Origin of the sequence: Mycobacterium sp. (genome assembly GCF_019247615.1) — a bacterium.
Classification (GTDB): Bacteria; Actinomycetota; Actinomycetes; order Mycobacteriales; family Mycobacteriaceae; genus Mycobacterium.
This window is the reverse complement of sequence record NZ_JAFBAT010000314.1, coordinates 14711-37696: the sequence shown is the minus strand read 5'-3', so window position 1 is coordinate 37696 and position 22986 is coordinate 14711. Positions and strand designations below refer to the sequence as shown.

At 67.4% G+C, this 22986-nt stretch carries 24 protein-coding genes and 1 pseudogene; 4 read left to right on the top strand and 21 right to left on the bottom strand.

Annotation, left to right across the window (positions count from 1 at the left end; translation table 11 throughout):
* Positions 1–22 precede the first annotated feature (22 nt).
* From JO059_RS22035 to JO059_RS21945, 19 genes are all read right to left on the bottom strand, one after another.
* Entirely contained in the window at positions 23–574 is a 552-nt protein-coding gene (locus JO059_RS22035; RefSeq protein ID WP_293322727.1) for a histidine phosphatase family protein, read from the bottom strand.
* A complete protein-coding gene (locus JO059_RS22030) occupies positions 571–1362 on the bottom strand; it encodes a CbtA family protein (RefSeq protein WP_293322725.1) in 792 nt (263 codons plus the stop codon). Before JO059_RS22030 ends, JO059_RS22035 begins: the two co-directional genes overlap by 4 nt.
* A gap of 9 nt (positions 1363–1371) precedes the next feature.
* Positions 1372–1587, bottom strand: a complete 216-nt coding sequence (locus JO059_RS22025; RefSeq protein WP_293322723.1) for a CbtB-domain containing protein — start codon at positions 1585–1587, stop codon at positions 1372–1374.
* A 137-nt stretch (positions 1588–1724) separates the two neighbouring features.
* On the bottom strand, positions 1725–2105 hold the full coding sequence (locus JO059_RS22020; protein ID WP_293322721.1) for a YbjQ family protein: 381 nt from the start codon (positions 2103–2105) through the stop codon (positions 1725–1727).
* 70 nt (positions 2106–2175) lie between these two features.
* Complete coding sequence (gene clpC1, locus JO059_RS22015) at positions 2176–4710, bottom strand: ATP-dependent protease ATP-binding subunit ClpC (protein ID WP_293322719.1); 2535 nt, start codon at positions 4708–4710, stop codon at positions 2176–2178.
* Between the two features lie 257 nt (positions 4711–4967).
* A complete protein-coding gene (lsr2, locus tag JO059_RS22010; RefSeq protein WP_293322717.1) occupies positions 4968–5306 on the bottom strand; it encodes a histone-like nucleoid-structuring protein Lsr2 in 339 nt (112 codons plus the stop codon).
* A gap of 112 nt (positions 5307–5418) precedes the next feature.
* Positions 5419–6927 (bottom strand): lysine--tRNA ligase, encoded by a 1509-nt coding sequence (gene lysS, locus JO059_RS22005; protein WP_293322715.1) that lies wholly within the window; start codon positions 6925–6927, stop codon positions 5419–5421.
* Positions 6928–7048: 121 nt separating this feature from the next.
* Positions 7049–7864 (bottom strand): type III pantothenate kinase, encoded by an 816-nt coding sequence (locus JO059_RS22000; RefSeq protein ID WP_293322713.1) that lies wholly within the window; start codon positions 7862–7864, stop codon positions 7049–7051.
* Between the two features lie 2 nt (positions 7865–7866).
* Positions 7867–8298: an aspartate 1-decarboxylase gene (gene panD / locus JO059_RS21995; RefSeq protein WP_293322711.1), complete on the bottom strand. Its 432-nt coding sequence runs from the start codon at positions 8296–8298 to the stop codon at positions 7867–7869.
* The gene (gene panC / locus JO059_RS21990; protein WP_293322767.1) at positions 8298–9221 is read right to left on the bottom strand and encodes a pantoate--beta-alanine ligase; all 924 of its coding nucleotides are present in this window, start codon (positions 9219–9221) and stop codon (positions 8298–8300) included. The genes panD and panC overlap by 1 nt, the downstream gene beginning before the upstream one ends.
* A 17-nt stretch (positions 9222–9238) precedes the next feature.
* On the bottom strand, positions 9239–10147 hold the full coding sequence (locus JO059_RS21985) for a DUF2520 domain-containing protein (RefSeq protein WP_293322709.1): 909 nt from the start codon (positions 10145–10147) through the stop codon (positions 9239–9241).
* Positions 10148–10263: 116 nt separating this feature from the next.
* Positions 10264–11691 (bottom strand): DUF6779 domain-containing protein, encoded by a 1428-nt coding sequence (locus JO059_RS21980; RefSeq protein WP_293322707.1) that lies wholly within the window; start codon positions 11689–11691, stop codon positions 10264–10266.
* Positions 11692–11776: 85 nt separating this feature from the next.
* A complete protein-coding gene (locus JO059_RS21975; protein WP_293322705.1) occupies positions 11777–12256 on the bottom strand; it encodes a DUF3180 domain-containing protein in 480 nt (159 codons plus the stop codon).
* Positions 12256–12831, bottom strand: coding sequence for a 2-amino-4-hydroxy-6-hydroxymethyldihydropteridine diphosphokinase (folK, locus tag JO059_RS21970; RefSeq protein WP_293322702.1), 576 nt, complete (start codon positions 12829–12831; stop codon positions 12256–12258). Before folK ends, JO059_RS21975 begins: the two co-directional genes overlap by 1 nt.
* On the bottom strand, positions 12828–13226 hold the full coding sequence (gene folB / locus JO059_RS21965) for a dihydroneopterin aldolase (protein WP_293322699.1): 399 nt from the start codon (positions 13224–13226) through the stop codon (positions 12828–12830). The genes folK and folB overlap by 4 nt, the downstream gene beginning before the upstream one ends.
* The gene (gene folP / locus JO059_RS21960) at positions 13219–14064 is read right to left on the bottom strand and encodes a dihydropteroate synthase (protein ID WP_293322696.1); all 846 of its coding nucleotides are present in this window, start codon (positions 14062–14064) and stop codon (positions 13219–13221) included. Before folP ends, folB begins: the two co-directional genes overlap by 8 nt.
* A complete protein-coding gene (folE, locus tag JO059_RS21955; protein ID WP_293322765.1) occupies positions 14061–14675 on the bottom strand; it encodes a GTP cyclohydrolase I FolE in 615 nt (204 codons plus the stop codon). Before folE ends, folP begins: the two co-directional genes overlap by 4 nt.
* Positions 14676–14705: 30 nt before the next feature.
* A complete protein-coding gene (gene ftsH, locus JO059_RS21950; RefSeq protein ID WP_293322693.1) occupies positions 14706–17114 on the bottom strand; it encodes an ATP-dependent zinc metalloprotease FtsH in 2409 nt (802 codons plus the stop codon).
* Positions 17115–17354: 240 nt separating this feature from the next.
* Positions 17355–17768 carry a VOC family protein gene (locus JO059_RS21945; protein WP_293322690.1) on the bottom strand — a complete coding sequence of 138 codons (414 nt, stop codon included), beginning with the start codon at positions 17766–17768 and terminating at the stop codon, positions 17355–17357.
* A gap of 63 nt (positions 17769–17831) precedes the next feature.
* Here JO059_RS21945 and JO059_RS21940 point away from each other — a divergent pair, with 63 nt between their 5' ends.
* Genes JO059_RS21940 through JO059_RS21930 form a run of 3 tightly spaced genes read left to right on the top strand, consistent with a single transcriptional unit; the run spans position 17832 to position 21000 of the window.
* A complete protein-coding gene (locus JO059_RS21940) occupies positions 17832–18800 on the top strand; it encodes an alpha/beta hydrolase (RefSeq protein ID WP_293322687.1) in 969 nt (322 codons plus the stop codon).
* The gene (locus JO059_RS21935) at positions 18797–19984 is read left to right on the top strand and encodes an LLM class flavin-dependent oxidoreductase (RefSeq protein WP_293322685.1); all 1188 of its coding nucleotides are present in this window, start codon (positions 18797–18799) and stop codon (positions 19982–19984) included. The genes JO059_RS21940 and JO059_RS21935 overlap by 4 nt, the downstream gene beginning before the upstream one ends.
* A complete protein-coding gene (locus JO059_RS21930) occupies positions 19984–21000 on the top strand; it encodes a zinc-binding dehydrogenase (RefSeq protein ID WP_293322682.1) in 1017 nt (338 codons plus the stop codon). The genes JO059_RS21935 and JO059_RS21930 overlap by 1 nt, the downstream gene beginning before the upstream one ends.
* 20 nt (positions 21001–21020) lie before the next feature.
* On the opposite strand, the pseudogene JO059_RS21925 reads toward JO059_RS21930, so the two are convergent.
* A pseudogene (locus JO059_RS21925) lies at positions 21021–21296 on the bottom strand (WhiB family transcriptional regulator); the annotation flags it as partial.
* A gap of 303 nt (positions 21297–21599) precedes the next feature.
* On the opposite strand from JO059_RS21925, the gene JO059_RS21920 reads away from it, so the two are divergent.
* A complete protein-coding gene (locus tag JO059_RS21920; RefSeq protein ID WP_293322679.1) occupies positions 21600–22346 on the top strand; it encodes an SIMPL domain-containing protein in 747 nt (248 codons plus the stop codon).
* A gap of 27 nt (positions 22347–22373) precedes the next feature.
* Here JO059_RS21920 and hpt read toward each other — a convergent pair whose 3' ends face one another.
* Complete coding sequence (hpt, locus tag JO059_RS21915; protein ID WP_293322676.1) at positions 22374–22985, bottom strand: hypoxanthine phosphoribosyltransferase; 612 nt, start codon at positions 22983–22985, stop codon at positions 22374–22376.
* Position 22986 lies beyond the last annotated feature (1 nt).

Sequence of the window (22986 nt, the reverse complement as noted above, 5' to 3'; positions counted from 1 at the left end):
AGGGACAGACAGCCGGGTCCGGTTACAACCGCAACGTCCAGAGGCCTTTGCGGAAATGCAGGACGGTGCGACTGGCTGGCGCAATGTCGATGCGCCAGAAGGACTTCGGGGGCATGCCGAGAGCCCCCAGTATCGCCGCCCGAATCACCGCCGGATGTGTCACCGCCACGGTGGGCGAGGTGTCGTGGGTCAGCGACTCCAGCCATCCGCCTACCCGATCGATCAGGTCGACGAGCGACTCGCCGCCGTGCGGCGCCCTAGTAGGGTCGGTCAGCCACGTTTCGAGCTCCGCGGGCCCGAGGGCGCGCAGGGTCTGCCCACACCACGCTCCGCAACCAAGGTCGGCCAACCGCGGCTCCGTGGCCGCGTGCAGGCCCAGCAGCTGCGCGGTTTCACGGGCGCGTTCCTCGGGTCCGGTGAATTGGCGAACGCCGGTGCTGACGTCGAGGCGCGCGGCCGCTTTGAGTTGTCGACGGCCGATGCGGTTCAACGGCTCGTCGGTGGGAAAACGCCCCGCCGCCATCGCATCGGTCATCGCGTGCGACACCAGGGTCAGCCGGATGATTTCGGTCACGGCGAGACGCTCATCGCCTTTCGCCTCTCGGCCGGCTCACGGAACAACCGGCCGGTCAGCGCCCCGAAGACCAGGCCAATCGTCGCCCAGAGCAGCAGCTGCGTGCCCAGTGAAAGCAACCTGAATTCGTAGAGAACGTCGGCGGGAAAGCCGGGATAGATGATGGTGCCCGCGGTGTCGCGCAACGGTTGGGGCGTCTCATCGACGGTCGGCAGCAGCTCCATCACCACGACGATCGCCACCAGGCAGGCCGCCGTCGCGAGCAGCCGTCCGTTCCACGTGCCGAACCGGGTCACGAGCCGCCCGGACAACCACACCGCCGCGCCGGTGAGCACGACCGACGTCAGCACCATCACCAGGTACCACCCCGTGCGCCCGCCGATCGTGTCGGATTGGCCGACGGCCGGTGGATTTGGGGGATATTTCAGGAACGGGACCAAGTACACCGCGACAAACGCGGCGAACGCCAGCAGCAGGGAAAGTGGCCGCGGCCCAACATCTCTCACGCGGCCGTAGACGACGCAGAACAGCACGGCAAACAGTGCGCCCATCGCAACGCCGAAAATCAGCACACCGAATCCCAAGCCGATGTTGGCCTGCACACCGCGGGTGAACAACTCGACGCCATGCTCATGGACGCCGTGCGCATTCTCGGCGTCGGTTCGACCGTCCTCGAAAGCGATGGCACGGCTTATCACCGCCTCGGCACACAGGCGGGCGAACAGGAACGCAAGCACCGCGGCGATCGCGCCCGCCAGCAGGCCGCGTGCGATCAGACGCTTCTCCACGCCGGCGGCTCAGTGGCAGGGGAAGCCGAGAAGATGCCGTGCGTCGTGCACAAACTCGTGTATATGCATGTCACTACCGAACAGCGACACCGCGCCCTGATCGACCCCAACGAAGTACAGTGCCAAGAGCGCGAGGAAGGCGGTGGCGGCCAACCAGAGCGCGGCGCTTGCCGCCGATAGATCAATCGACCGGGTACGGACGCTGGGTAGCCGAAGGTTCGACACGGTGACTCCTTCCGGGGATTGCGCGTCCCCGCTGCGGATGACGGGCCACGGGTCTGACTTTCGACAGTGGCGCGACCGTTCTGGAGTTTCACCAGATTCCGTGTCCCGTCAGGACAGCTGTCAGTGTAGACCGCGTATCACTGCTGCTGCGGCGCTCCGCCGTAACCAAGCTGATTCGCCGTGTACTTGGCGCCGTCGGTGACCGGGACCGCCTGCACCGCCGTGCCGTACGCGCAGATCTCGGTCCACACGTCGCCGATTTCGGTCGTGTCGAAGCGCATCGCCACGATCGCGTTGCCGCCGCGATTGCGCGCCTCGGCGATCAGCCGCCCCATCGCCTCGTTGCGGCTCTCGGCGAGGTTCTTGGTCATCCCCTGCAGTTCGCCGCCGAACATGGCCTTAAACCCCGCGCCCATCTGAGAGAACGCGTTCCGCGAGCGAACGGTCAGCCCGAACACTTCGCCGCACACGCGCTGGATCTCCCAGCCGGGGAGGTCATTGGTAGTCACGATCAGCACAGGCGGGCCCCTTACATGCGAAACGGGCGGTTAATCCCGTCAGAGATTAACCGCCCGTTTGCTGCAATCGCTACTGCGTTTCTGGAGCCGCGTGCGCTCCGGCTTTCGCCAGGTCCGGCTCCGCCGGCGGCTTGCGGGTTCCGGTGAACGTGAACGCCGCGTCCTCGCCGGCTCCTTCGCCGTCCCAGTTGTCGACATCGACGGTGACGACCTGTCCCGGTCCGACCTCATCGAAGAGGATCTTCTCCGAAAGCTGGTCCTCGATCTCGCGCTGGATGGTGCGCCGCAGCGGACGGGCACCCAACACGGGGTCGAAGCCGCGCTTGGCCAGCAGCGACTTGGCCTTGTCCGTCAGCTCCAGCGCCATGTCCTTGCCCTTGAGCTGGCCGGCGACCCGGCTGATCATCAGGTCGACCATCCGGATGATCTCGTCGCGAGTCAACTGGTGGAAGACGATGACCTCGTCGATGCGGTTGAGGAACTCGGGGCGGAAGTGCTTCTTGAGCTCGTCGTTGACCTTCTGCTTCATCCGCTCGTAGTCGTTTTCCCCGCCGCCCTGGGTGAAGCCCAGGCCGACCGGCTTGGAAATGTCCGACGTGCCCAAGTTCGACGTGAAGATCAGGACGGTGTTCTTGAAGTCCACCGTGCGACCCTGACCATCGGTGAGCCGGCCGTCCTCGAGGACCTGCAGCAGGCTGTTGTAGATCTCCTGGTGCGCCTTCTCGATCTCGTCGAACAGCACAACGCTGAACGGCTTGCGCCGGACCTTCTCGGTGAGCTGGCCGCCCTCCTCGTAGCCGACGTATCCCGGCGGGGCACCGAACAGCCGTGACGCGGTGAACCGGTCGTGGAACTCGCCCATGTCGATCTGGATGAGCGCGTCGTCGTCGCCGAAGAGGAAGTTGGCCAGCGCCTTGGACAGCTCGGTCTTACCGACCCCGGACGGGCCGGCGAAGATGAACGAACCCGACGGACGCTTGGGGTCTTTCAGCCCGGCGCGGGTACGGCGGATCGCCTTGGAGACCGCCTTGACGGCGTCCTCCTGGCCGATGATCCGCTTGTGCAGTTCGTCTTCCATGCGCAGCAACCGGGTGGTCTCCGCCTCGGTGAGCTTGAACACCGGAATCCCGGTCCAGTTACCCAGCACCTCCGCGATCTGCTCGTCGTCGACCTCCGCCACGACATCGAGATCGCCTGAACGCCATTGCTTTTCGCGTTCTGCACGCTGAGCGACCAGGGTCTTCTCCCGGTCGCGCAGGCTGGCCGCCTTCTCGAAGTCCTGGGCGTCGATCGCCGATTCCTTCTCGCGGCGAGCCTCGGCGATCTTCTCGTCGAACTCGCGCAGGTCCGGCGGCGCGGTCATGCGGCGGATCCGCATCCGGGCGCCCGCCTCGTCGATCAGGTCGATCGCCTTGTCGGGCAGGAACCGGTCGTTGATGTAGCGGTCGGCCAGGGTCGCCGCGGCCACGATCGCGGTGTCGCTGATCGACACCCGGTGGTGCGCCTCGTAGCGGTCCCGCAGGCCCTTGAGGATCTCGATGGTGTGCTCCACCGTCGGCTCGCCGACCTGCACCGGCTGAAAGCGGCGCTCCAGCGCGGCGTCCTTCTCGATGTACTTGCGGTACTCGTCGAGCGTGGTGGCACCGATCGTCTGCAGCTCGCCGCGGGCCAGCTTGGGCTTGAGGATCGACGCCGCATCGATGGCGCCCTCGGCGGCGCCGGCACCGACCAGCGTGTGCAGCTCGTCGATGAACAGGATGATGTCGCCGCGGGTGTTGATCTCCTTGAGCACCTTCTTGAGGCGTTCCTCGAAATCGCCGCGGTACCTCGAGCCGGCCACCAGCGAACCCAGGTCCAGCGTGTAGAGCTGCTTGTCCTTCAGCGTCTCGGGGACCTGGCCGTGCACGATGGCCTGCGCCAGGCCCTCGACGACGGCGGTCTTGCCGACGCCGGGCTCGCCGATCAGCACCGGGTTATTCTTGGTGCGCCGGCTGAGCACCTGCATCACCCGCTCGATTTCCTTCTCGCGGCCGATGACGGGGTCCAGCTTGCCCTCCATCGCGGCGGCCGTCAGGTTGCGCCCGAACTGGTCGAGCACGAGCGAGGTGGACGGGCTGCCCGACTCGCCGCCGCGACCACCGGTGCCCGCCTCCGCGGCCTCCTTGCCCTGGTAGCCCGAAAGCAGCTGGATCACCTGCTGGCGCACGCGGGTCAGCTCGGCGCCCAGCTTCACCAGCACCTGGGCAGCGACACCCTCACCCTCCCGGATCAGGCCCAGCAGAATGTGCTCGGTGCCGATGTAGTTGTGGCCCAGCTGCAGCGCCTCGCGCAAGCTCAATTCGAGGACCTTCTTGGCGCGCGGGGTGAACGGGATGTGTCCCGACGGTGCCTGCTGGCCCTGGCCGATGATCTCCTCGACCTGGCTGCGAACGCCCTCGAGCGAGATTCCCAGTGATTCCAGCGACTTGGCCGCGACGCCTTCACCTTCGTGGATCAGGCCCAACAAGATGTGCTCGGTGCCGATGTAGTTGTGGTTGAGCATCCGGGCCTCTTCCTGCGCCAGGACGACGACCCTGCGGGCACGGTCGGTAAATCTTTCGAACATCGGTGGTTACCTGCTCTTCCTCACCATCGGTACTTTGGTCGGCCTCGGGTCGGCTCCCGCGTACCCGCCTTCCACTGTAATGGTCGGCCAGCCGGGGCTCCTAACTGTTGCAGCGCTGGTACCAGGGGCCGCTACAGATAAACGAGGAAGACCACCAATGCGTTTCCGGCGCCGGCCGCCGATCATTCCGCCGCCAGCGAAACTGAGAACAACCGGCGCCCGGACGGCGCCCAGTTGGGGGCGCCGGCAACGGTTCGTCAGGTGGCCGCGTGGAATGCGTCGATCACGTCGGCGGGGATGCGCCCACGCGTCGACACGTTGTGGCCGTTACGGCGGGCCCATTCCCGGATCGCGGCGCTCTGCTCCCGGTCGATCGTGCCGCGCCCGCGCCCGGAGCCCGACCGCCCGCGCCGCCGGCCGCCCACACGACGCCCGGCCGCCACCCATTGCTTCAAATCGTTGCGCAGTTTCGCGGCATTCTTGGACGAAAGGTCAATCTCATAGGTCACCCCGTCAAGCCCGAATTCCACCGTTTCGTCGGCCGCGCCCGCACCGTCGAAATCATCGACCAAGGTGACGGTCACTTTTTTCGCCATTGGCTTACCCTCGCGTTTCGTCCTGAGCAGTTGCTGAGCAGTTTGGATTCACTCCCCGGATACCAACCTGCCATAACTGGGCAGCATACTCAATCCGGAAGCAGCGGGAAACTCAGCCGGAGTGCGGCCGAACAATCGGGAACAAAACTGTCTCTCGAATTGACAGTCCGGTCAAAGTCATCAACAAGCGATCGATACCCATTCCGGTTCCGGTGCACGGCGGCATCCCATACTCGAGCGCTGCAAGAAAATCCTCGTCGAGCACCATCGCCTCGTCGTCTCCGGCGGCGGCGGCACGTGCCTGGTCGGCAAATCGCTCCCGCTGCACGATCGGATCGTTTAATTCGGAGTATCCGGTGGCCAGTTCCACGCCGCGCAGGTAAAGATCCCACTTCTCGGTCACTCCGGCGATACTGCGGTGCTGGCGCGTCAAAGGTGTTGTCTCAACAGGGAAGTCCTTGACGAAGGTGGGGGCGGTCAGGGCGTTGCCCACGGTGTGCTCCCACAGCTCCTCGACGAGTTTGCCGTGCCCGTACCCCCGGTCCCGGGGAATTTCCGGAAATTCCGGGCCGAGTCGATCCGCGATGGCTCGCAGCGCCTCGACCGACGTCTGCGGTGTGATCTCTTCACCGAGCGCCGCCGACAGCGACGGATACATTTGTATGGTCGCCCATTCTCCGTCTATGTCGTAGACGCTGCCGTCGGGCAGCGGCAGTTGTCTGGTTCCGATCGCGTCGTCGGCCACCTCTTGAATAAGCTCACGGGTGACGACCGCCGAATCGTCATAGGTTCCGTAGGTCTGGTAGGTCTCCAGCATGGAAAATTCCGGAGAATGAGTCGAATCGGCTCCTTCGTTTCGGAACACGCGATTTAGTTCGAAGACCTTGTCGAATCCACCGACGACGCAGCGCTTGAGGAACAGTTCCGGTGCGATGCGCAGGTAGAGATCGATGTCCAGCGCATTGGAATGGGTGATGAACGGTCGCGCCGCTGCGCCACCGGCCAGCGTCTGCAACATAGGGGTTTCGACTTCGAGAAAGCCGCGCCGTTCCAGTGAGTTGCGGATCGCGCGGATCACGGCGATTCGCTGGCGGGCCACCGCGCGCGCCTCGGGCCGAACGATGAGGTCGACATAGCGCTGCCGCACCCGCGACTCCTCGTTCATCTCCTTGTGGGCGACGGGCAGCGGGCGCAGCGACTTGGCCGCCAGCCGCCAGGAGTCGGCGAGGACGGACAACTCGCCCCGACGTGAGCTGATCACATTGCCGTGCACGAAGACGATGTCGCCAAGATCGACGTCGGCCTTCCAGCCGTCGAGGGCCTCGCGGCCGACCTTGTCGAGGCTCAGCATCACCTGCAGCGTGGTGCCGTCGCCGTCCTGGAGTGTGGCAAAGCACAGCTTTCCGGAGTTGCGCGAAAAGATCACGCGCCCGGCGACACCGACGATGTCATCGGTCGCGGTGTCGACCGGCAGGTCGGGATGGGCGGCACGCACCTCGGCCAGGGTGTGGGTGCGCTCGATGGCGACCGGATAGGGGTCACATCCCGCCGCCAGCAGGCGAGCCCGCTTGTCCCGCCGGATCCTGAACTGCTCGGGAAGGTCAAGGTCGGCGTCACTCACGACGTGCCAGCTTAAATGACGCGGCGTCGAGCCTGCGCCGACGGCATCGAGCCTGCGCTGAGAGCGCGGAAATCGCCCTTGGAGCCGCGTTGTGCGCAGACTCAACGCGAAAAGCCCGTCGCTAGCGGGCCGTTTTCAGCCGGCCCCGCTGGGAGTCCTGGTTGCGTTCGAACACCAGCCGCAGCCCGTGCAGGGTCAGATGCCGGTCGTAATGGTCAACGGCATGCAGCTCGGGCAGCAGCAGCGGCGCGGTATGGCCTGTTGCCACCACCGCGACGTCATCTCCCGCGAATCCGTCCACATCCTCGCGGATGCGGTGCACCAAGCCGTCGACCAGCCCGGCGAAGCCGAACACCGCGCCCGCCTGCATGCATTCGACGGTGTTCTTGCCGATCACTGAACGGGGCCGGGCCAACTCGACGCGGCGCAGCGCCGCGGAGCGCGCCGCCGCGGCGTCCGAGGAGACCTGTACGCCGGGGGCGATGGCGCCGCCGAGAAACTCCCCTTTGGCCGAGACCACGTCGACACAGATCGAGGATCCGAAGTCGACGACGATGGCCGCCTTCCCGAACTTGTGAAACGCCGCCAGGCAGTTGACGATCCGGTCGGCTCCGACTTCCTTCGGGTTGTCGACCAGCAGCGGAATACCGGTGCGCACACCGGGCTCGATCAGCACGTGCGGCACCGACGGCCAGTACTGGTCGAGCATGATCCGCACCTCGTGCAGGACCGAGGGGACGGTGGACAGCGCGGCCGCGCCGGTGAGCCGCTCGGAGTCGTCACCGATCAGGCCGTCGATGGTCAGCGCCAGTTCGTCCGCCGTGGCCTCGGACTCGGTACGAATCCGCCACTGCTGCACGACCTTTGCCTGGTCCTTCGACCCGGAGAGCAGCCCGACGACGGTGTGGGTGTTGCGGACGTCGATCGCCAGCAGCACGGTTACCGTGCACCAATCCGCGGGTCGAAAAGCTCAGCCGCGCCGGGGATTTCGAAGTCGGGCACGAACGCCGGGTCGTGGCCGAGGTCGACCGGCTTGTTGTCGGCGTCGACGAACACGATCCGCGGCCGGTAGGCACGCGCTTCCGCGTCCTCCATGGTGCCGTATGCGATCAGGATCACCAGATCACCGGGGTGGACCAAATGCGCTGCGGCGCCGTTGATTCCGATAACCCCGCTGCCCCGCTCCCCGGTGATCGCATAGGTGACGAGGCGGGCGCCGTTGTCGATGTCGACGATGGTCACCTGCTCCCCCTCCAGCAGGTCCGCGGCATCCATCAAGTCGGCGTCGATGGTCACCGAACCGACGTAATGCAGGTCGGCCTGCGTGACGGTGGCGCGGTGGATCTTCGACTTCAACATCGTCCGTAACATCAATTCCTCCAAGGTGATGCGTGTTCGTCCGGCCCAACGGTGCCGGCGACGTTTCCGATCTGAATCTCGATGTTGTCCAGGAGTCTGGTGGTACCCAGCCGGGCGGCGACCAGCAGCCGGCCCGGGGCGCCTGCCCGCACCGGACCGAGTCGCACGTCCCGCAATTCGAGGTAATCGACCTCCAGCGCGGGCACGGCGTCGAGTACGGCGCGAGCGGCGTCGAGCGCGGCTGCGGCGCCGGCCGGTGCGGCGTGCGCCGCCGCCGTCAGCGCCGCCGACAGGGTCCCCGCCAACTCCCGCTGCCCGGGGTCCAGGTAGCGGTTGCGCGACGACATCGCCAACCCGTCCGGCTCGCGCACCGTCGGCACGCCCACCACGGCGGCGTCGATGTTCAAGTCGGCGACCATCTGCCGGATCAGGACCAGTTGCTGATAGTCCTTCTCGCCGAAGAACACCCGGTCGGGGCGCACAATGTGCATGAGCTTGCACACCACGGTCAGCACGCCGCCGAAATGTGTGGGCCGCTGCCGGCCCTCCAGCTCCGCGGCCAGGGGACCGGGTTGCACCGTGGTGCGCATGCCGTCGGGGTACATCGCCGCGGGGGTGGGCGCGAACGCGATCTCGACGTCTTCGCGCCGCAGCAGCGCGAGGTCGTCGTCGAGGGTGCGTGGGTAGGCGTCGAGGTCTTCTCCGGCGCCGAACTGCAGCGGGTTGACGAAGATCGACACCACCACAACCGAGCCGGGCACCCGCTTGGCGGCGCGAACCAGGGCCAGGTGCCCGTCATGCAGCGCGCCCATCGTCGGGACCAACATCACCCGGCGGCCGGTATGGCGCAGCGCCCGGCTGACGTCCGTGACGTCCCGCGGTGCCGAGTACACGTTGAGCTCACCGGCCGCGAACGCGGGCGGGCGGGCCTGCATCGGGTTTTCTCCTAATTTCACGGCGCCAACACCTCGACCACCTCGGCGGGGGCATGGGCCCGCCTGGCCGTCCGCAGCGCATTGACCCGGTAGGCCTCGGCCAGTTCCGGGTCAACTTCGGCCAGCGCGGCCAGATGCCCGGCGACCGCGGTCGCGTCACCGCGAGCCACCGGGCCGGTGAGCGCCGCGTGCCCGCGGCGCAGGGTGTTCTCCAGCGCAGCCCGGGCCAAGGGCCCGATGACGCGTTCGGCGAGGCCTCCCGGCTGGTCGTCGACCGTTTGTTGGCCGAGCAATTCGCTGCCGTGCAGGGCGGCCCGCAACGCCTCGAGGGCATCGGCGAGGACGGTCACGAGGTGGTTGCCCGCGTGCGAAAGAGCGGCGTGGTAGAGGACCCGCGCGTCCTCGCGGACACGGAACGGCTCGCCGCCCATCTCCAGGACGAGCGACTGCGCGATCGCGTACCCGACGTCGTCGGCGGCGGTGATCCCGAAGCAGGTATCGGGCAGCCGGCTGATGTCCTCATCTGAGCCGGTGAACGTCATCGCGGGGTGGATCGCCAACGGTATGCAGCCCGGCGCAAGAGGGGCCAGGATGCCGATCCCGTTGGCTCCCGACGTGTGCGCGACGATCGTGCCGGGCCGCACCGCCGAGGTCGCCGCCAGCCCGGACACCAGGCCGGCGAGTTCGGCGTCGGGAACGGCCAACAGCAGCAGCTCCGCACTGGCGGCCACGTCCGGGGGCGTTTCCACCGGCGTGTCGGGCAGCCGACGGTGCGCCCGCTGCCGCGATGCGTGGGAGATGGCGCTGCACGCCACCACTACGTGGTCCGCGCGTTCCAGCGCGACACCGAGCGCGGAGCCCACCCGGCCGGCCGAAATGATTCCCACCTTGAGCCTGGCGGGGCGCAAACCGTCGAGCTGCGCCATTGCAGACGACCTCACACTTGTCTTTGGTTCGTTCCAGTCCCATGTCCCGGGTACCGGACGGTCACTACGACTTTAGTCGATCCGGCAGCCCCGCCCAATGTGAGGAAGCTCGCAGGTCAGCCGTGGCGGCCGTCGCGTCTTCTGCGCCGGCCACCGCCGGCCGGCTCTGCCTGCAGACGCGCCAGTAGTTCGGCAACGGACTGACCACCGCTCGGCGGGCCATCCTCCGGGCCATAGCGGTCGAGCGCGGCATCCGCGCCGCGGTGCCGCGGGGCGGGCTCCGGCGGCGGTGGCGGGGCCATGTGCGGTCGAGAAGGTGCTGCGGGCGGCGGCATCGGCGGCGGCATCGGTTGCGGGTTCGGTTGCGGACTGTGCGCGGCGGCGGCTGGCATACCCATCGGAGGCGCTGCCGGGCCCGCCTCGGCTGCCGGGGCCTCGTTCGAGCCCGCAAAATTGCGCACGCCGTAGTCGCGGTATTCGGCCGAATGCCTCGCCCGAGCCCGTCGACCGGATTCCTGGTACGGATGGGTCGGCCACGACGGCCCCGACTCGCCTGGCGAGTCGTCGAAGTCGTCGTCGGCGTGCCGGGCACGTCGCTGCCCGGCCGGCACGCCGCCGGACGCACCGGTCCTATCGACGTCGACCGTCCGGTTGTCGGGTGGGTCCGCGGGCGACCACTGCCCATCGGCGCCGACCGGCTGCCAACCGGGCACCGGAGATTGCGGTTCGGGCGGTTCCGGCGGTTCCGGTGGGGGCGGCTGCCGGCGCAGGGGGTCGACGGGCGGCTCCGTATCCGGCGGCTGCGTCATGTAGGGCGGCTCTTGAGAGACCACGTAGGGAACATCTTGCGGAACGTCATATTGGGCGCGGAAGCGCTCGCGCGGGTGCGGTGGCTGCCGGGGCGGCAGCAGCGGCTCCTCGGGCACATCGATGATCGCGGTGTCGTCGACGCGGCCCCCGTCGCGGCCGAGCGAGCCGTCCTGACGTGCCGATGTCAGCCGGTCGCTGGACACCCAGTCGACCGGCTTGCCCTCGCCGTTGCGTTCCCAGTCGCTGTAGGCGCGTGCGCGTGGCGCATCGGTCTCCAGCGTTTCCAGCGCCGGGCGGTGCGCAAGGTCGGTATCGAAGAGGATTTCCAGGCTGGTCCGCAGCGCGCTCAGCTCGGCGCGCAGCGCCGCCAGATCGTCGGCGGCGTGGGCACGCAGCTCGGAGGCCAGTTCGCGACGCAGTTGGGACTCGACGGTGAGCTCGTATTCGCGCCGGGCCGAGATCTCGCGGTCCAGCTGCAGGTCGTAAACCAGCTTCAGATCGCGCACCCGGGATTGGTCGGCGTCACTTTGGCGGCGGTAGAGCACGGAAACGAAGGCGCCGGCGACTGCGGCCCACAGCGCCAGGATTACAGCGAGCTTGAGAAGTTCCACCCGGTTGGTGAAAACCAGCGCGGAACTGGCCCCCATCGCGAGGACCAGCAACGCGGTCAAGAGCACCCACCCCGGCCTGCGGCCGCCGCGCCGTACCCGGGCGCCGCGGGACAGAACGGTCATGGCCTGACTGTACCTGCGCGAGTTCCATCCGCGTGTCGCGCGGCTCCGGCGATTCTCACCTGGGTTAATCGGGCGCCGATACGGTTCAGGTGCTTTGGGCGCCCTCGCCGTGCTCGGTCGGATCGGGCGGAGATTTGCAGCAATGCTGCAGCCATAGGGCAGCAACTATGAGCGCCAGTGCGCTGACGGCGGCCACCACCGTCCCGGTGGTGTCGTCGGCGGCGACCCGCAGCCATGATCGCCGCGGCAGAAAGTACACCAGCACCCCGAGCCACCAACCAAGCGCGATCGCACCCACCCAGGCCGACGCCTTGGCGACCAGCACGCTGCGTGCCACCGCGAGCGGGTGCAACCAGCCCGGTCCGGCCCCGATCTCGCCGCCGTTGATCTTGGCCCGCACGTAACGCGCCCACAGCGCCTCGGCGACAGCCACAGCCAGCAGCGAGATGCCGGTCCACACGGTGATGGGCGGAAACCACCGGTACAGCGTGATCACCAGCAGATAACCCAACACCGCAGCTCCGACCGCCGCGGCCGTCAGGTCACGCTTTCTGGTCGGTCCCATCAGGTTTCCGGTTCCGAGTGTGTTGCGCGTTGCGTCTTGAGCTCGAGCCTGAAGGTGGACAACCGAACCGCGTCCCGGTCGGCCGGGTCCAGCTCGGCCAGCAGGCGCGCAAGGGGCCGCGATGTTCCCGCGACCGTCAGCCGCGCGCCGGGGTCGACGGCCAGCCACGGCACCAGCACAAAGGCCCGCAGGTGGGCCAGCGGGTGCGGCAGCGTGAGGTGAGGCTCACGCAGAATCACCTCTGTCGCCTCTGTCACCTCTGTGTCGCCTGTCTCGCCGTAGCAGGCGATCAGGTCGACGTCGAGGGTCCGCGGGCCCCAGCGCTCGCCATGAACCCGGCCCGCCGCCCGCTCGAACTCCTGCCCGCGCCGCAGCCAGGCCTGCGCATCGCATGCCGGGTCGTCGGCGATCACCACCGCGTTGAGGAACCGCGCCTGCTCGATGCCGCCCCAAGGGTCGGTCTCGTAGATCGGGGAAATCGCGACCACCGCGTCGCCCAGGCCGTCGACGACCGACTGCAGCCGGGCCAGCCGGTCACCCAGGTTGGAGCCGATTGACAGCACCACGCGGCTCATACGGTCCCCGCGGGGATCACCGAGCCGCGACCGCCGCGCCGCGACCGCCGAATGACGACGGCAACGTCGGCGAATTGCTGAGCGATCGGAGCCTGCGGCTTGTGCACCACCACCTCGACGGCGTGCACCCGGTCGTCGTCCATCACCCGGTCGGCGATCGCGCCTCCTACCGCCTCGATCAGGTTGCGAGGGGGCCCGCCGACCACATCGGCCGCCATCCGGGCCAGCGCCGCGTAGTCGTAGGTGTCGGAAAGGTCGTCGCTGGCGGCGGCGGCGGCCAAGTCGATCCACACCGTCATGTCGACGACGAAGTCCTGCCCGCTGGCGCGCTCGTGCTCGAACACGCCATGTCGGCCACGAACCATCAAGCCGCGCAACTCGATTCGATCAGCCATCGTCCGCGGCCCCGTCTTGTGCCCCCGTCCAGGCCTCGACGACCTTGATTGCATCGACCGAGGCGCGTACGTCGTGCACGCGCACACCCCAGGCTCCGTACACCGCGGCCAACGCGGATATCACCGCCGTCGCCGTCTCCCGCCCGTCCGGGGGTCTGGGTGACCCGTCGGGATCGGCCAACAACGTGCCGAGGAACCGCTTGCGCGAGGCGCCGAGCAGGACGGGGATCCCCGTGGCGACGAACTGGGGCAACGCGCGCAGCAGGGCCCAGTTGTGCCGACCCGTCTTGGCGAATCCGAGGCCAGGGTCGATCACGAGCTTGGTGGGATCCACACCGGCGGCCACCGCCTCGTCGACGCTCGCGAGCAACTCGGCGCGCACCTCGGCGACGACGTCCCGGTATGACGGCGCCACGTGCGGGCGATCCGACGACACCGTTCGCCAGTGCATCAAAACCCAGTGCGCGCCGGCTTCGGCCAGCAGTGGCGCCATCGCGGGATCGGCTCGCCCACCCGACACGTCGTTGACGATCCGCGCGCCGTTCTGCAGCGCCGCCCGCGCGACCTCGGCGCGCATGGTGTCGATGCTGACGGTAATACCTTGCGCAACAAGGTCTTTGACGACGGTAAGTACGCGAGACGCCTCCACCCGGGGATCGATCCGATCCGCACCGGGACGGGTCGACTCACCCCCGACGTCGACGATCGCGGCACCGTCGGCGGCCAAGGCCAGACCGTGGGCGACGGCATCGTCGGCGCTCAGGTAGCGCCCACCGTCGGAAAATGAGTCGTCCGTGACGTTCACAACCCCCATCACCTGCACGGGCAGAGCGTTCAAAGGACTCGCTTGCGCAGGATGAGGTCGAGCGCTTCGGCTCGAGAAGCGGCGCTCGTCTTGAACTGACCGCGCACCGCCGACGTCGTGGTGACCGCGCCGGGCTTGCGAACACCGCGCATCGCCATGCATAGATGCTCCGCCTCGACGACGACAATCACTCCGCGGGGATCGAGCTTTTTCACCAAAGCATCGGCGATCTGGCTGGTGAGGCGCTCCTGCACCTGCGGCCGTTTCGCATACAGGTCCACCAGCCGGGCGATCTTCGACAGGCCGGTCACCCTGCCGTCGTTGCCCGGGATGTAGCCGACGTGCGCCACGCCGTGGAAGGACACCAGGTGGTGTTCACAGGTGGAGTACAGCGGAATCTCCTTGACGATCACCATCTCGTCGTGGTCCTCGTCGAACATGGCGTTCAGCACGCTGTCGGGCTCGGTGTAGAGCCCGGCGAACATTTCGCGGTAGGCCCGGGCGACGCGGGCGGGCGTGTCCTGCAGGCCGTGTCGATCGGGGTCTTCGCCGATGGCGAACAGCAACTCGCGGATCGCCGCCTCGGCGCGCGGCTGGTCGAACGCCCGGACCCGTTCCGGCGCGGTGCGGCCATCCCGCCCCAAACCCCGCAAGGCCATCGGATCCTCCGTTCGTCAGCCGTGGGCCGGCGGGTGGGACCGGCTCACCTCGTCGTCCGACGGGTCAGGAGACTGCGCGGTATCCGGGCCCGGTGGCCCGGGTGGCGGATAGGGCGGGTACGGCGGGTACGGGGTGTGCGCATTGCCCGGCGGGCCCTGGGGAGCCGGATATCCGGGCCCGGGGTAGCCAGAGCCCGGGGCCGGCGGTGCCGGCGGCGGTGGCCAATAGGGCTGCTGCGGGACGGGCGGATGCGGATAACTCGGCTGCTGTTGCTGCGGCGGCCATCCCGGCGCATACCAGCCCGCCGGCGCCCCGTAGTCGGGCTGGGTGGCGCCGGGCGCCACACGCTGTCGATTGGCGGCCGCCGGGTCGCCGTGAGAACCGTTGCCGCCGTGGGTGTTTCGATCAACGCTTGCGGCCTGCCGTTGCGCGGCCTCCGCGGCCTGGCTGGCCTGTGCGATCGCCGCCTTGAAGGCCGGTTCGGCAACCGGCGGCGGCCAGGGCTCGCCGCGCTCGATCGCCAGTTCGCCGGGCGTCTTGATGGGCGGCTTGTCCGAGGGCATCCGCCCGCCAAAATCGTCGAACATGGTCAGCCGCGGCCGCTTTTGGACGTCGGCGAAGATGCCCTCGAGCTCGGCCCGGTGCAGCGTTTCCTTCTCCAGCAGCTGGCCGGCCAGCGTGTCGAGGACGTCGCGATATTCGGTGAGGATCTCCCAGGCCTCGGTGTGCGCCGCCTCGATCAGCTTGCGGACCTCGTCATCGATGTCGCGGGCAACCTCGTGGGAATAGTCGGCCTGCGTTCCCATCGTGCGGCCCAGGAACGGGTCGCCGTGTTCGGTGCCGTATTTGACGGCGCCGAGCTTGGAGCTCATCCCGAATTCGGTGACCATCGCGCGCGCGACCTTGGTGGCCTGCTCGATGTCGGACACGGCGCCCGTCGTCGGCTCCCGGAAAACCAGCTCCTCGGCGGCGCGGCCACCCATCGCGAAAACCAACTGCGCGATCATCTCCGAGCGGGTCCGCAGCCCCTTGTCTTCCTCGGGGACCGCGACCGCATGCCCGCCCGTGCGCCCGCGTGCCAGGATCGTCACCTTGTAGACCGGGTCGATGTCGGGCATCGCCCAGGCCGCCAGCGTGTGGCCGCCCTCGTGGTAGGCGGTGATCTTCTTTTCCTGCTCGCTGATGATCCGGCCCTTGCGGCGCGGCCCGCCGATCACCCGGTCCACCGCCTCCTCCAGCGCCGGACCCGTGATGACGGTGCCGTTCTCGCGCGCGGTCAGCAGCGCCGCCTCGTTGATCACGTTGGCCAGGTCGGCGCCGGTCATGCCGACGGTGCGCTTGGCCAGCCCGTCAAGGTCGGCGTCGGGCGCGATCGGCTTGCCCTTCGAGTGGACTTGCAGCACCGCGCGGCGACCCGCGAGGTCGGGGTTGGACACCGGGATCTGCCGGTCGAAGCGCCCGGGCCGCAAAAGCGCGGGATCCAGAATGTCGGGCCGGTTGGTGGCCGCGATCAGTATCACGCCCGCGCGCGGGTCGAAGCCGTCCATCTCCACCAGCAACTGGTTCAGCGTCTGCTCGCGCTCGTCATGCCCGCCGCCCAGTCCGGCGCCGCGCTGGCGGCCCACGGCGTCGATCTCGTCGACGAAGATGATGCACGGGCTGTTCTGCTTCGCCTGATCGAAAAGGTCCCGCACCCGCGAGGCGCCGACGCCAACAAACATCTCGACGAAGTCGGAGCCCGAGATCGTGAAGAACGGCACCCCCGCCTCGCCGGCCACCGCGCGGGCCAACAGCGTCTTGCCGGTCCCGGGTGGCCCGTAGAGCAGCACGCCCTTGGGGATCTTGGCGCCCAACGCCTGATAGCGGCCGGGGTTCTGCAGGAAGTCCTTGATTTCGTAGAGCTCCTCGACCGCCTCGTCCACGCCCGCGACGTCGGCGAACGTGGTCTTGGGCATGTCCTTGGAGAGCTGCTTGGCCCGCGACTTGCCGAAGCCGAAGCCCATGCGGGCGCCGCCCTGCATGCGGGAGAACATCACGAACAGGCCCACCAGCAACAGCAACGGCAGCACGTACACCAAGAGCTCGCCCAGGATGCTGCCCTGGTTGACGACCGTGCTGACTTTCGCGTTTTTCGCGGAAAGCGCATTGAACAGGTCGACGGCGTATCCGCTGGGATATTTCGTGATGACCTTGTCGGAGTTGTCGGTGTCGCTGTTGCCCTTTTTCAGGGTCAGGCGCAGCTGCTGCTCACGATCGTCGATCTGGGCGCTCTTGACGTTGTCGCCGTTGATCTGCGCCACCGCCACCGAGGTGTCGACGGGCTTGTAACCGCGGGTGTCGTCGTTGAAGTAAAAGAACGACCAACCCAACACCACCACGACGGCTATCGCCGTAACGGTGCGGATCAAGTTTTTTCGGTTCATCAATCATCGGCCTTGTCGGCCACGTCCTTCCCCGATACACCGAGTTACGAAAAGTCCAGGCTACCGCTACCGGCGATCGCCATCATCACCCAGACAACGACCGGAGGTTCCCAACGGCGGTCGCGAACGTGCGGTGCGGGCGTTGAGTGTGCGCCTACGGCGGCGACACGCCGAGGGGGCCAACCGTGAGTGCACTCGAAAGCCTCGGCCGGCGCATCCGTCAGTCTCCGTCAGTCTCCGTCAGTCATAGTGCCGCGCCTCGACGACGTTGCCGTCGGGGTCAGCGAAGTAGAAACCCTCGGGGGCCCACCCGCGAGCCCCAAAAGTAGGGCTGAGGCGAGCGCTGGTGTCCACGCCTGCCGCCTGTAGTCGCCGATCAAGCGCGTCGTAATCGGTCTTCGACAGTGCTATGCACACGTGATTGACCGGGTGGCCGGCGCTCCCCGCGACTCGGGTCACCGACTCGGTCCCGGCAGCCTTCGCCAGCGGCAGTAGGTCGATGATGGAGTCCTCCGACACCCGCACGCTCGGGAAGGGCGCCTCTCCGGCCTCGAACTCGGTGAACCGCACCGGGGTGAGCCCGACCACGCGGGTGTAGAAGTCCATCGCCGCCCGGGGATCGTTCGTCCATAAGACAATGTGGTCCAACTTCACGCCCCGATATCTACCAGGCGCTGGACCCTTCTCAGCAGGGGGTGGTTGTGATTTGGTGAGACGGTGTGCTCGCCAACCGAACGGTTAGTGGACACCAACGGCGTGCGGCTGAGGGTCATCGAGGCGGGAGACCGCGGCGCTCCCGTGGTGATCCTGGCCCACGGCTTTCCCGAACTGGCCTATTCGTGGCGCCACCAGATTCCGGCACTCGCCGGGGCCGGCTATCACGTGCTTGCGCCCGATCAGCGCGGTTATGGCGGCTCTTCTCGCCCGGACGCGATCGAGGCCTACGACATTCACCAGTTGACCGCCGACCTGGTCGGCCTGCTCGACGACGTCGGCACCGAACGCGCGGTGTGGGTCGGGCACGACTGGGGTGCCGTGGTGGTCTGGAACGCGCCACTGCTGCACCCGGATAGGGTCGCCGCGGTGGCCGCGTTGAGCGTTCCCCCGCTTCCCCGCTCGAAGATGCCGCCGACGCGGGCATTCCGCGCCAAGTTCGGGGACAACTTCTTCTACATCTTGTATTTCCAGGAGCCGGGCGTCGCCGACGCCGAGCTCGACGCCGATCCCGCCCGGACGATGCGCCGAATGCTGGGCGGGCTGCGGGCATCCGGCGACCATGCCGCGGCGCTTCGGATGGTGCGCCCCGGCCCGTTGGGTTTCGTCGATCGCCTTCCCGAGCCGGACCGGCTGCCGGACTGGCTCAGCCAGGACGAACTCGACCACTACATCAGCGAGTTCGCCCGGACCGGCTTCACCGGCGGGCTGAACTGGTATCGCAACCTCGACCGCAACTGGGAGACCACCGCCGACCTCGCCGACGCCAAAATTGCTGTGCCATGCCTGTTTATCGGCGGCACGGCCGATCCGGTGTTGGTGTTCAGTCGTGCCGACCGCGCCGGGGAGGTTATCTCCGGCCCGTATCGCCAGGTGATGCTCGACGGTGCGGGACATTGGCTGCAGCAGGAGCGGCCCCACGAGGTGAACGCGTCCCTGTTGGACTTCCTCAACGGATTGGAGCTGCGATGAGTGCGCCTCTGCGGTTCGGTGTCTTTATCACTCCATTTCATCCCACGGGCCAATCTCCAACGGTGGCATTGGAATACGACATGGAGCGCGTTGTTGCCCTGGACCGTCTGGGGTTCGACGAAGCGTGGTTCGGCGAACACCACTCCGGCGGCTACGAGCTCATCGCCTGCCCCGAAATCTTCATCGCGGCCGCCGCGGAGCGGACAAAGCACATCCGGCTCGGCACCGGAGTTGTCTCCTTGCCCTATCACCATCCACTCATGGTCGCCGATCGCTGGGTGCTGCTGGACCACCTGACCCGCGGTCGGGTCATGTTCGGGACCGGCCCGGGCGCACTGCCCTCCGACGCGTACATGATGGGCATCGACCCGGTTGAGCAGCGTCGAATGATGCACGAGTCCCTGGAGGCGATCCTCGCGTTGTTCCGCGCCGCGCCCGACAAACGAATCGACCGCCATTCCGAGTGGTTCACCCTGCGCGACGCGCAGTTGCACATCCGACCCTATAGCTGGCCCTACCCCGAGATCGCCACGGCGGCAATGATTTCGCCGTCCGGCCCGCGGCTGGCCGGGGCCCTGGGCACGTCGCTGCTGTCGCTGTCGATGTCGGTGCCGGGCGGCTACGCGGCGCTGGAGAACACCTGGCAAGTGGTGTGTGAGCAGGCCGAGAAGGCCGGCCGGAACGAACCGGACAGAAGCAACTGGCGCGTCCTGAGCATCATGCACATAGCGGACAGCCGCGAGCGGGCGATCGACGACTGCACCTACGGATTACAGGATTTCGCCAACTACTTCGGCGCGGCAGGGTTCGTTCCCCTGGCCAATACCGTGGAAGGCACACAGACGCCGCACCAATTCGTCGAAGACTATGCCGCCAAAGGGAATTGCTGCATCGGCACGCCCGACGACGCGATCGCCCACATCGAAGACCTGCTCGAACGTTCGGGCGGCTTCGGGACGCTGCTGATGCTCGGCCACGACTGGGCCTCCCCGGAGGCGACATATCACTGCTATGACCTGATCGCCCGCAAGGTGATTCCCCACTTCAAGGGACAGTTGCAAGCGCCGCGGTCATCGCACGACTGGGCCGCGGGCAGACGCGACCAATTGATCGGCCGTGCCGGTGAGGCGATCGTCAAAGCCATTACCGAGCACGTGGATGAACGCCAGGGAGTGGAAAGCTGATGCGGGCCACCGTATTACGCGACGGCCGGATGGTCTATCGCGACGACGTGCCGGACCCGGTGCCCGAATCCGGCCAGGTCTTGGTCGGGGTGAAAGCGTGTGGAATCTGTGGTTCCGATTTGCATTTCGCCACCCACGGCGCCGAGGTCATGGAGTTGGGCGATCGACTGGGAGGCGGCGCCGCGACCGGGATGAGCGTTGACCTGAACCGCGACGTCTTCATGGGTCACGAATTCAGCGCCGAGGTTCTCGAGGCCGGACCCGGCACCGAAACCCATCCACCTGGAACGGCGGTCACGTCAATTCCGGTACTGCTGTCCGCCAAAGGATTAGAGCCGATCGTCTACAGCAACAGCACGCTCGGCGGCTACTCGGAGCGGATGCTGCTTTCGGCGCCGCTGTTGTTGCCCATTCCCAACGGCCTGGACCTCAAGCATGCCGCGTTGACCGAACCGATGGCGGTCGGATTGCACGCGGTCAACAAGTCGAATATCGCCCCCGGGGAGACCGCACTGGTACTCGGTTGCGGACCGATCGGCATCGCGATCATCGCGGCCCTGCACAGGCGTGGTGTCGAAACAATCGTGGCAGCGGACTTCTCGACCAAGCGCCGAGAGCTGGCCACCGAGGTCGGCGCCCACCGCGCATTGGATGCCGCGCAAGGTTCGCCGTTCGACACCGTGAAGCCCGCCGTCGTATTCGAGGCAGTCGGGGTGCCAGGGCTCATTGACGACGTGCTACTGCGGGCACGGCCGGGCACACGCCTGGTCGTCGCCGGCGTGTGCATGCAGGCCGACACGGTGCATCCGTTCTTCGCGATCGCCAAGGAGATCAGCGTGCAGTTCGTGCTCGCCTATACCCCGGATGAGTTCGCCGACTCGCTAAGCGCGCTGGCCGAGGGCGAGATCGACGTCACCCCCCTGATCACCGGCGAAGTCGGCCTGGAAGCGGTGGGCCAGGCCTTCGACGACCTGGCCGACCCGGAACGGCACTGCAAAATCCTCGTCACACCGTAGCCCGGGACCTGTCCATGGGCCTATCCGGTGGAGCGGCTCTTCCGCCTTTCGAAAAAGTCGGTCCATGACACGATCTCCGGGTGCTGTTGGAGCAATCTCCTGCGCTCCCGCTCGGTCATGCCGCCCCAGATGCCGTACTCGACCTTGTTGTCGAGCGCCTCGGCAGCGCACTCGCGCATCACCGGGCAGTGACGGCAGATCACCGCGGCCTTGCGTTGCGCCGCTCCGCGTACGAACAGTTCGTCGGGATCGGTTTCCCTGCAAAGCGCCTTGGCGACCCAGGCGCGATCCTCCGCGCTGACCACGCGCGGAGCACGGTTCATTGGGACCACATTCATCGGCCGCGCGGCCCGTCCGTTTCCTGACAACGAGCTATCCCTTCGTCCGGCCGCAAGTTCGCGACCGCCTCCCCTGACTTCGCGGGATGAGCGCCACCTCGTGCCCGTCGAGTGACCTGTATCCCCCGGCTTCCAAGTTAGCGGTTAGGTATCGATCATGCAACGATTTTTTGGCACGCACGTACCCCTTTTGGGTGCGCCGGCGGACGCGTTCCCCGATAACCGATCATCCTGCCCGGTCGACGGCGCTACTGTCCACGCATGCCGATCGCACCGAACGCCGCAAAATCGGTCCGCCGGTGCATTACCGTGGCCGCCGCGGGGTTGGCCGTCGCCGCAGTGTCGGCCTGCGACAAGAACCATCCCGCACCGGCGGAGGCGAAGCCGCGTCAAGTGACCGTAATCGGCTCCGGACATGTCCAGGGCGTCCCGGACACGCTGACCGCCGACGTCGGAATCGAATACACCGCCCCAGACGTCACCGCAGCGATGAACCAGACCAACGATCGCCAGCAAGCGGTGATCGACGCGCTGGCCGCGGCGGGCTTGGACCGCAAAGACATCAACACCGCCACGGTCACGCTGGAGCCGCAGTACGGCAATCCCGGTCCCAACGGCCCCGCGACCATCACCGGCTACCGCGCGACCAACGCCATCCGGGTCAAGATCCACCCGGCCGATGCCGCGTCGCGGATGTTGGCCCTCATCGTCAGCACCGGCGGCGACGCGACCCGGATCACCTCGGTCAGCTACTCCATCGCCGACGACTCGCAACTGGTCAAGGACGCTCGCGCGCGGGCGTTCAACGATGCCAAGAGCAGGGCCGACCAGTACGCCCAGCTGTCGGGCCTCCGGCTGGGCCGGGTGCTCTCCATCTCCGAGGCGTCCGGTGGACCGCCGGCCGCAGGGGCGCCGCCGGCGCCGCCCCGGGGCGCATCCGCGGTCCCGCTGGAACCTGGGCAGCAGACCGTGAGCTTCTCGGTGACCGCGGTGTGGGAGCTCGACTGAGCTCGACTGAGCTCAACTGGGGGCCGGCTACTCCTCGTACACCCTGGGGTCCAACGTTCCGATGTACGAAAGATCGCGGTAGCGCTCGTCGTAATCCAGGCCGTAGCCGACGACGAAGTCGTTGGGGATGTCGAAACCCACGTAGGCGATCTCGACATTGGCCCGTATCGCATCCGGCTTGCGCAGCAGCGTGCACACCCGCAACGAGCGGGGATGCCGGGTCTTCAGGTTGCGCAGCAGCCACGACAAGGTCAGACCGGAGTCGACGACGTCCTCCACGATCAGCACGTCGCGCTCGTTGATGTCGCGGTCCAAGTCCTTGAGGATCCGCACCACGCCCGATGAGGACGTCGACGACCCGTAGGAGCTGACGGCCATGAACTCGAACTGCGTCGGTAGCGGGATTGCGCGCGCCAGGTCGGTGACGAACATCACCGCACCCTTGAGCACGGTGATCAACAGCAGATCCTGGCCGGTCTCGCCGGCAACGTCGCGGTAGTGGTTGCCGATCTCCTCGCCGAGTTCGGCGATGCGGGCCTGGATCTGCTCCGCGGTGAGCAGCACCGACTTGACGTCCCCGGGGTAGAGCTCCGCGCGCTGGGCGGGGCTGATCGCCGGGGGGGTCTGGGCCACGACCACA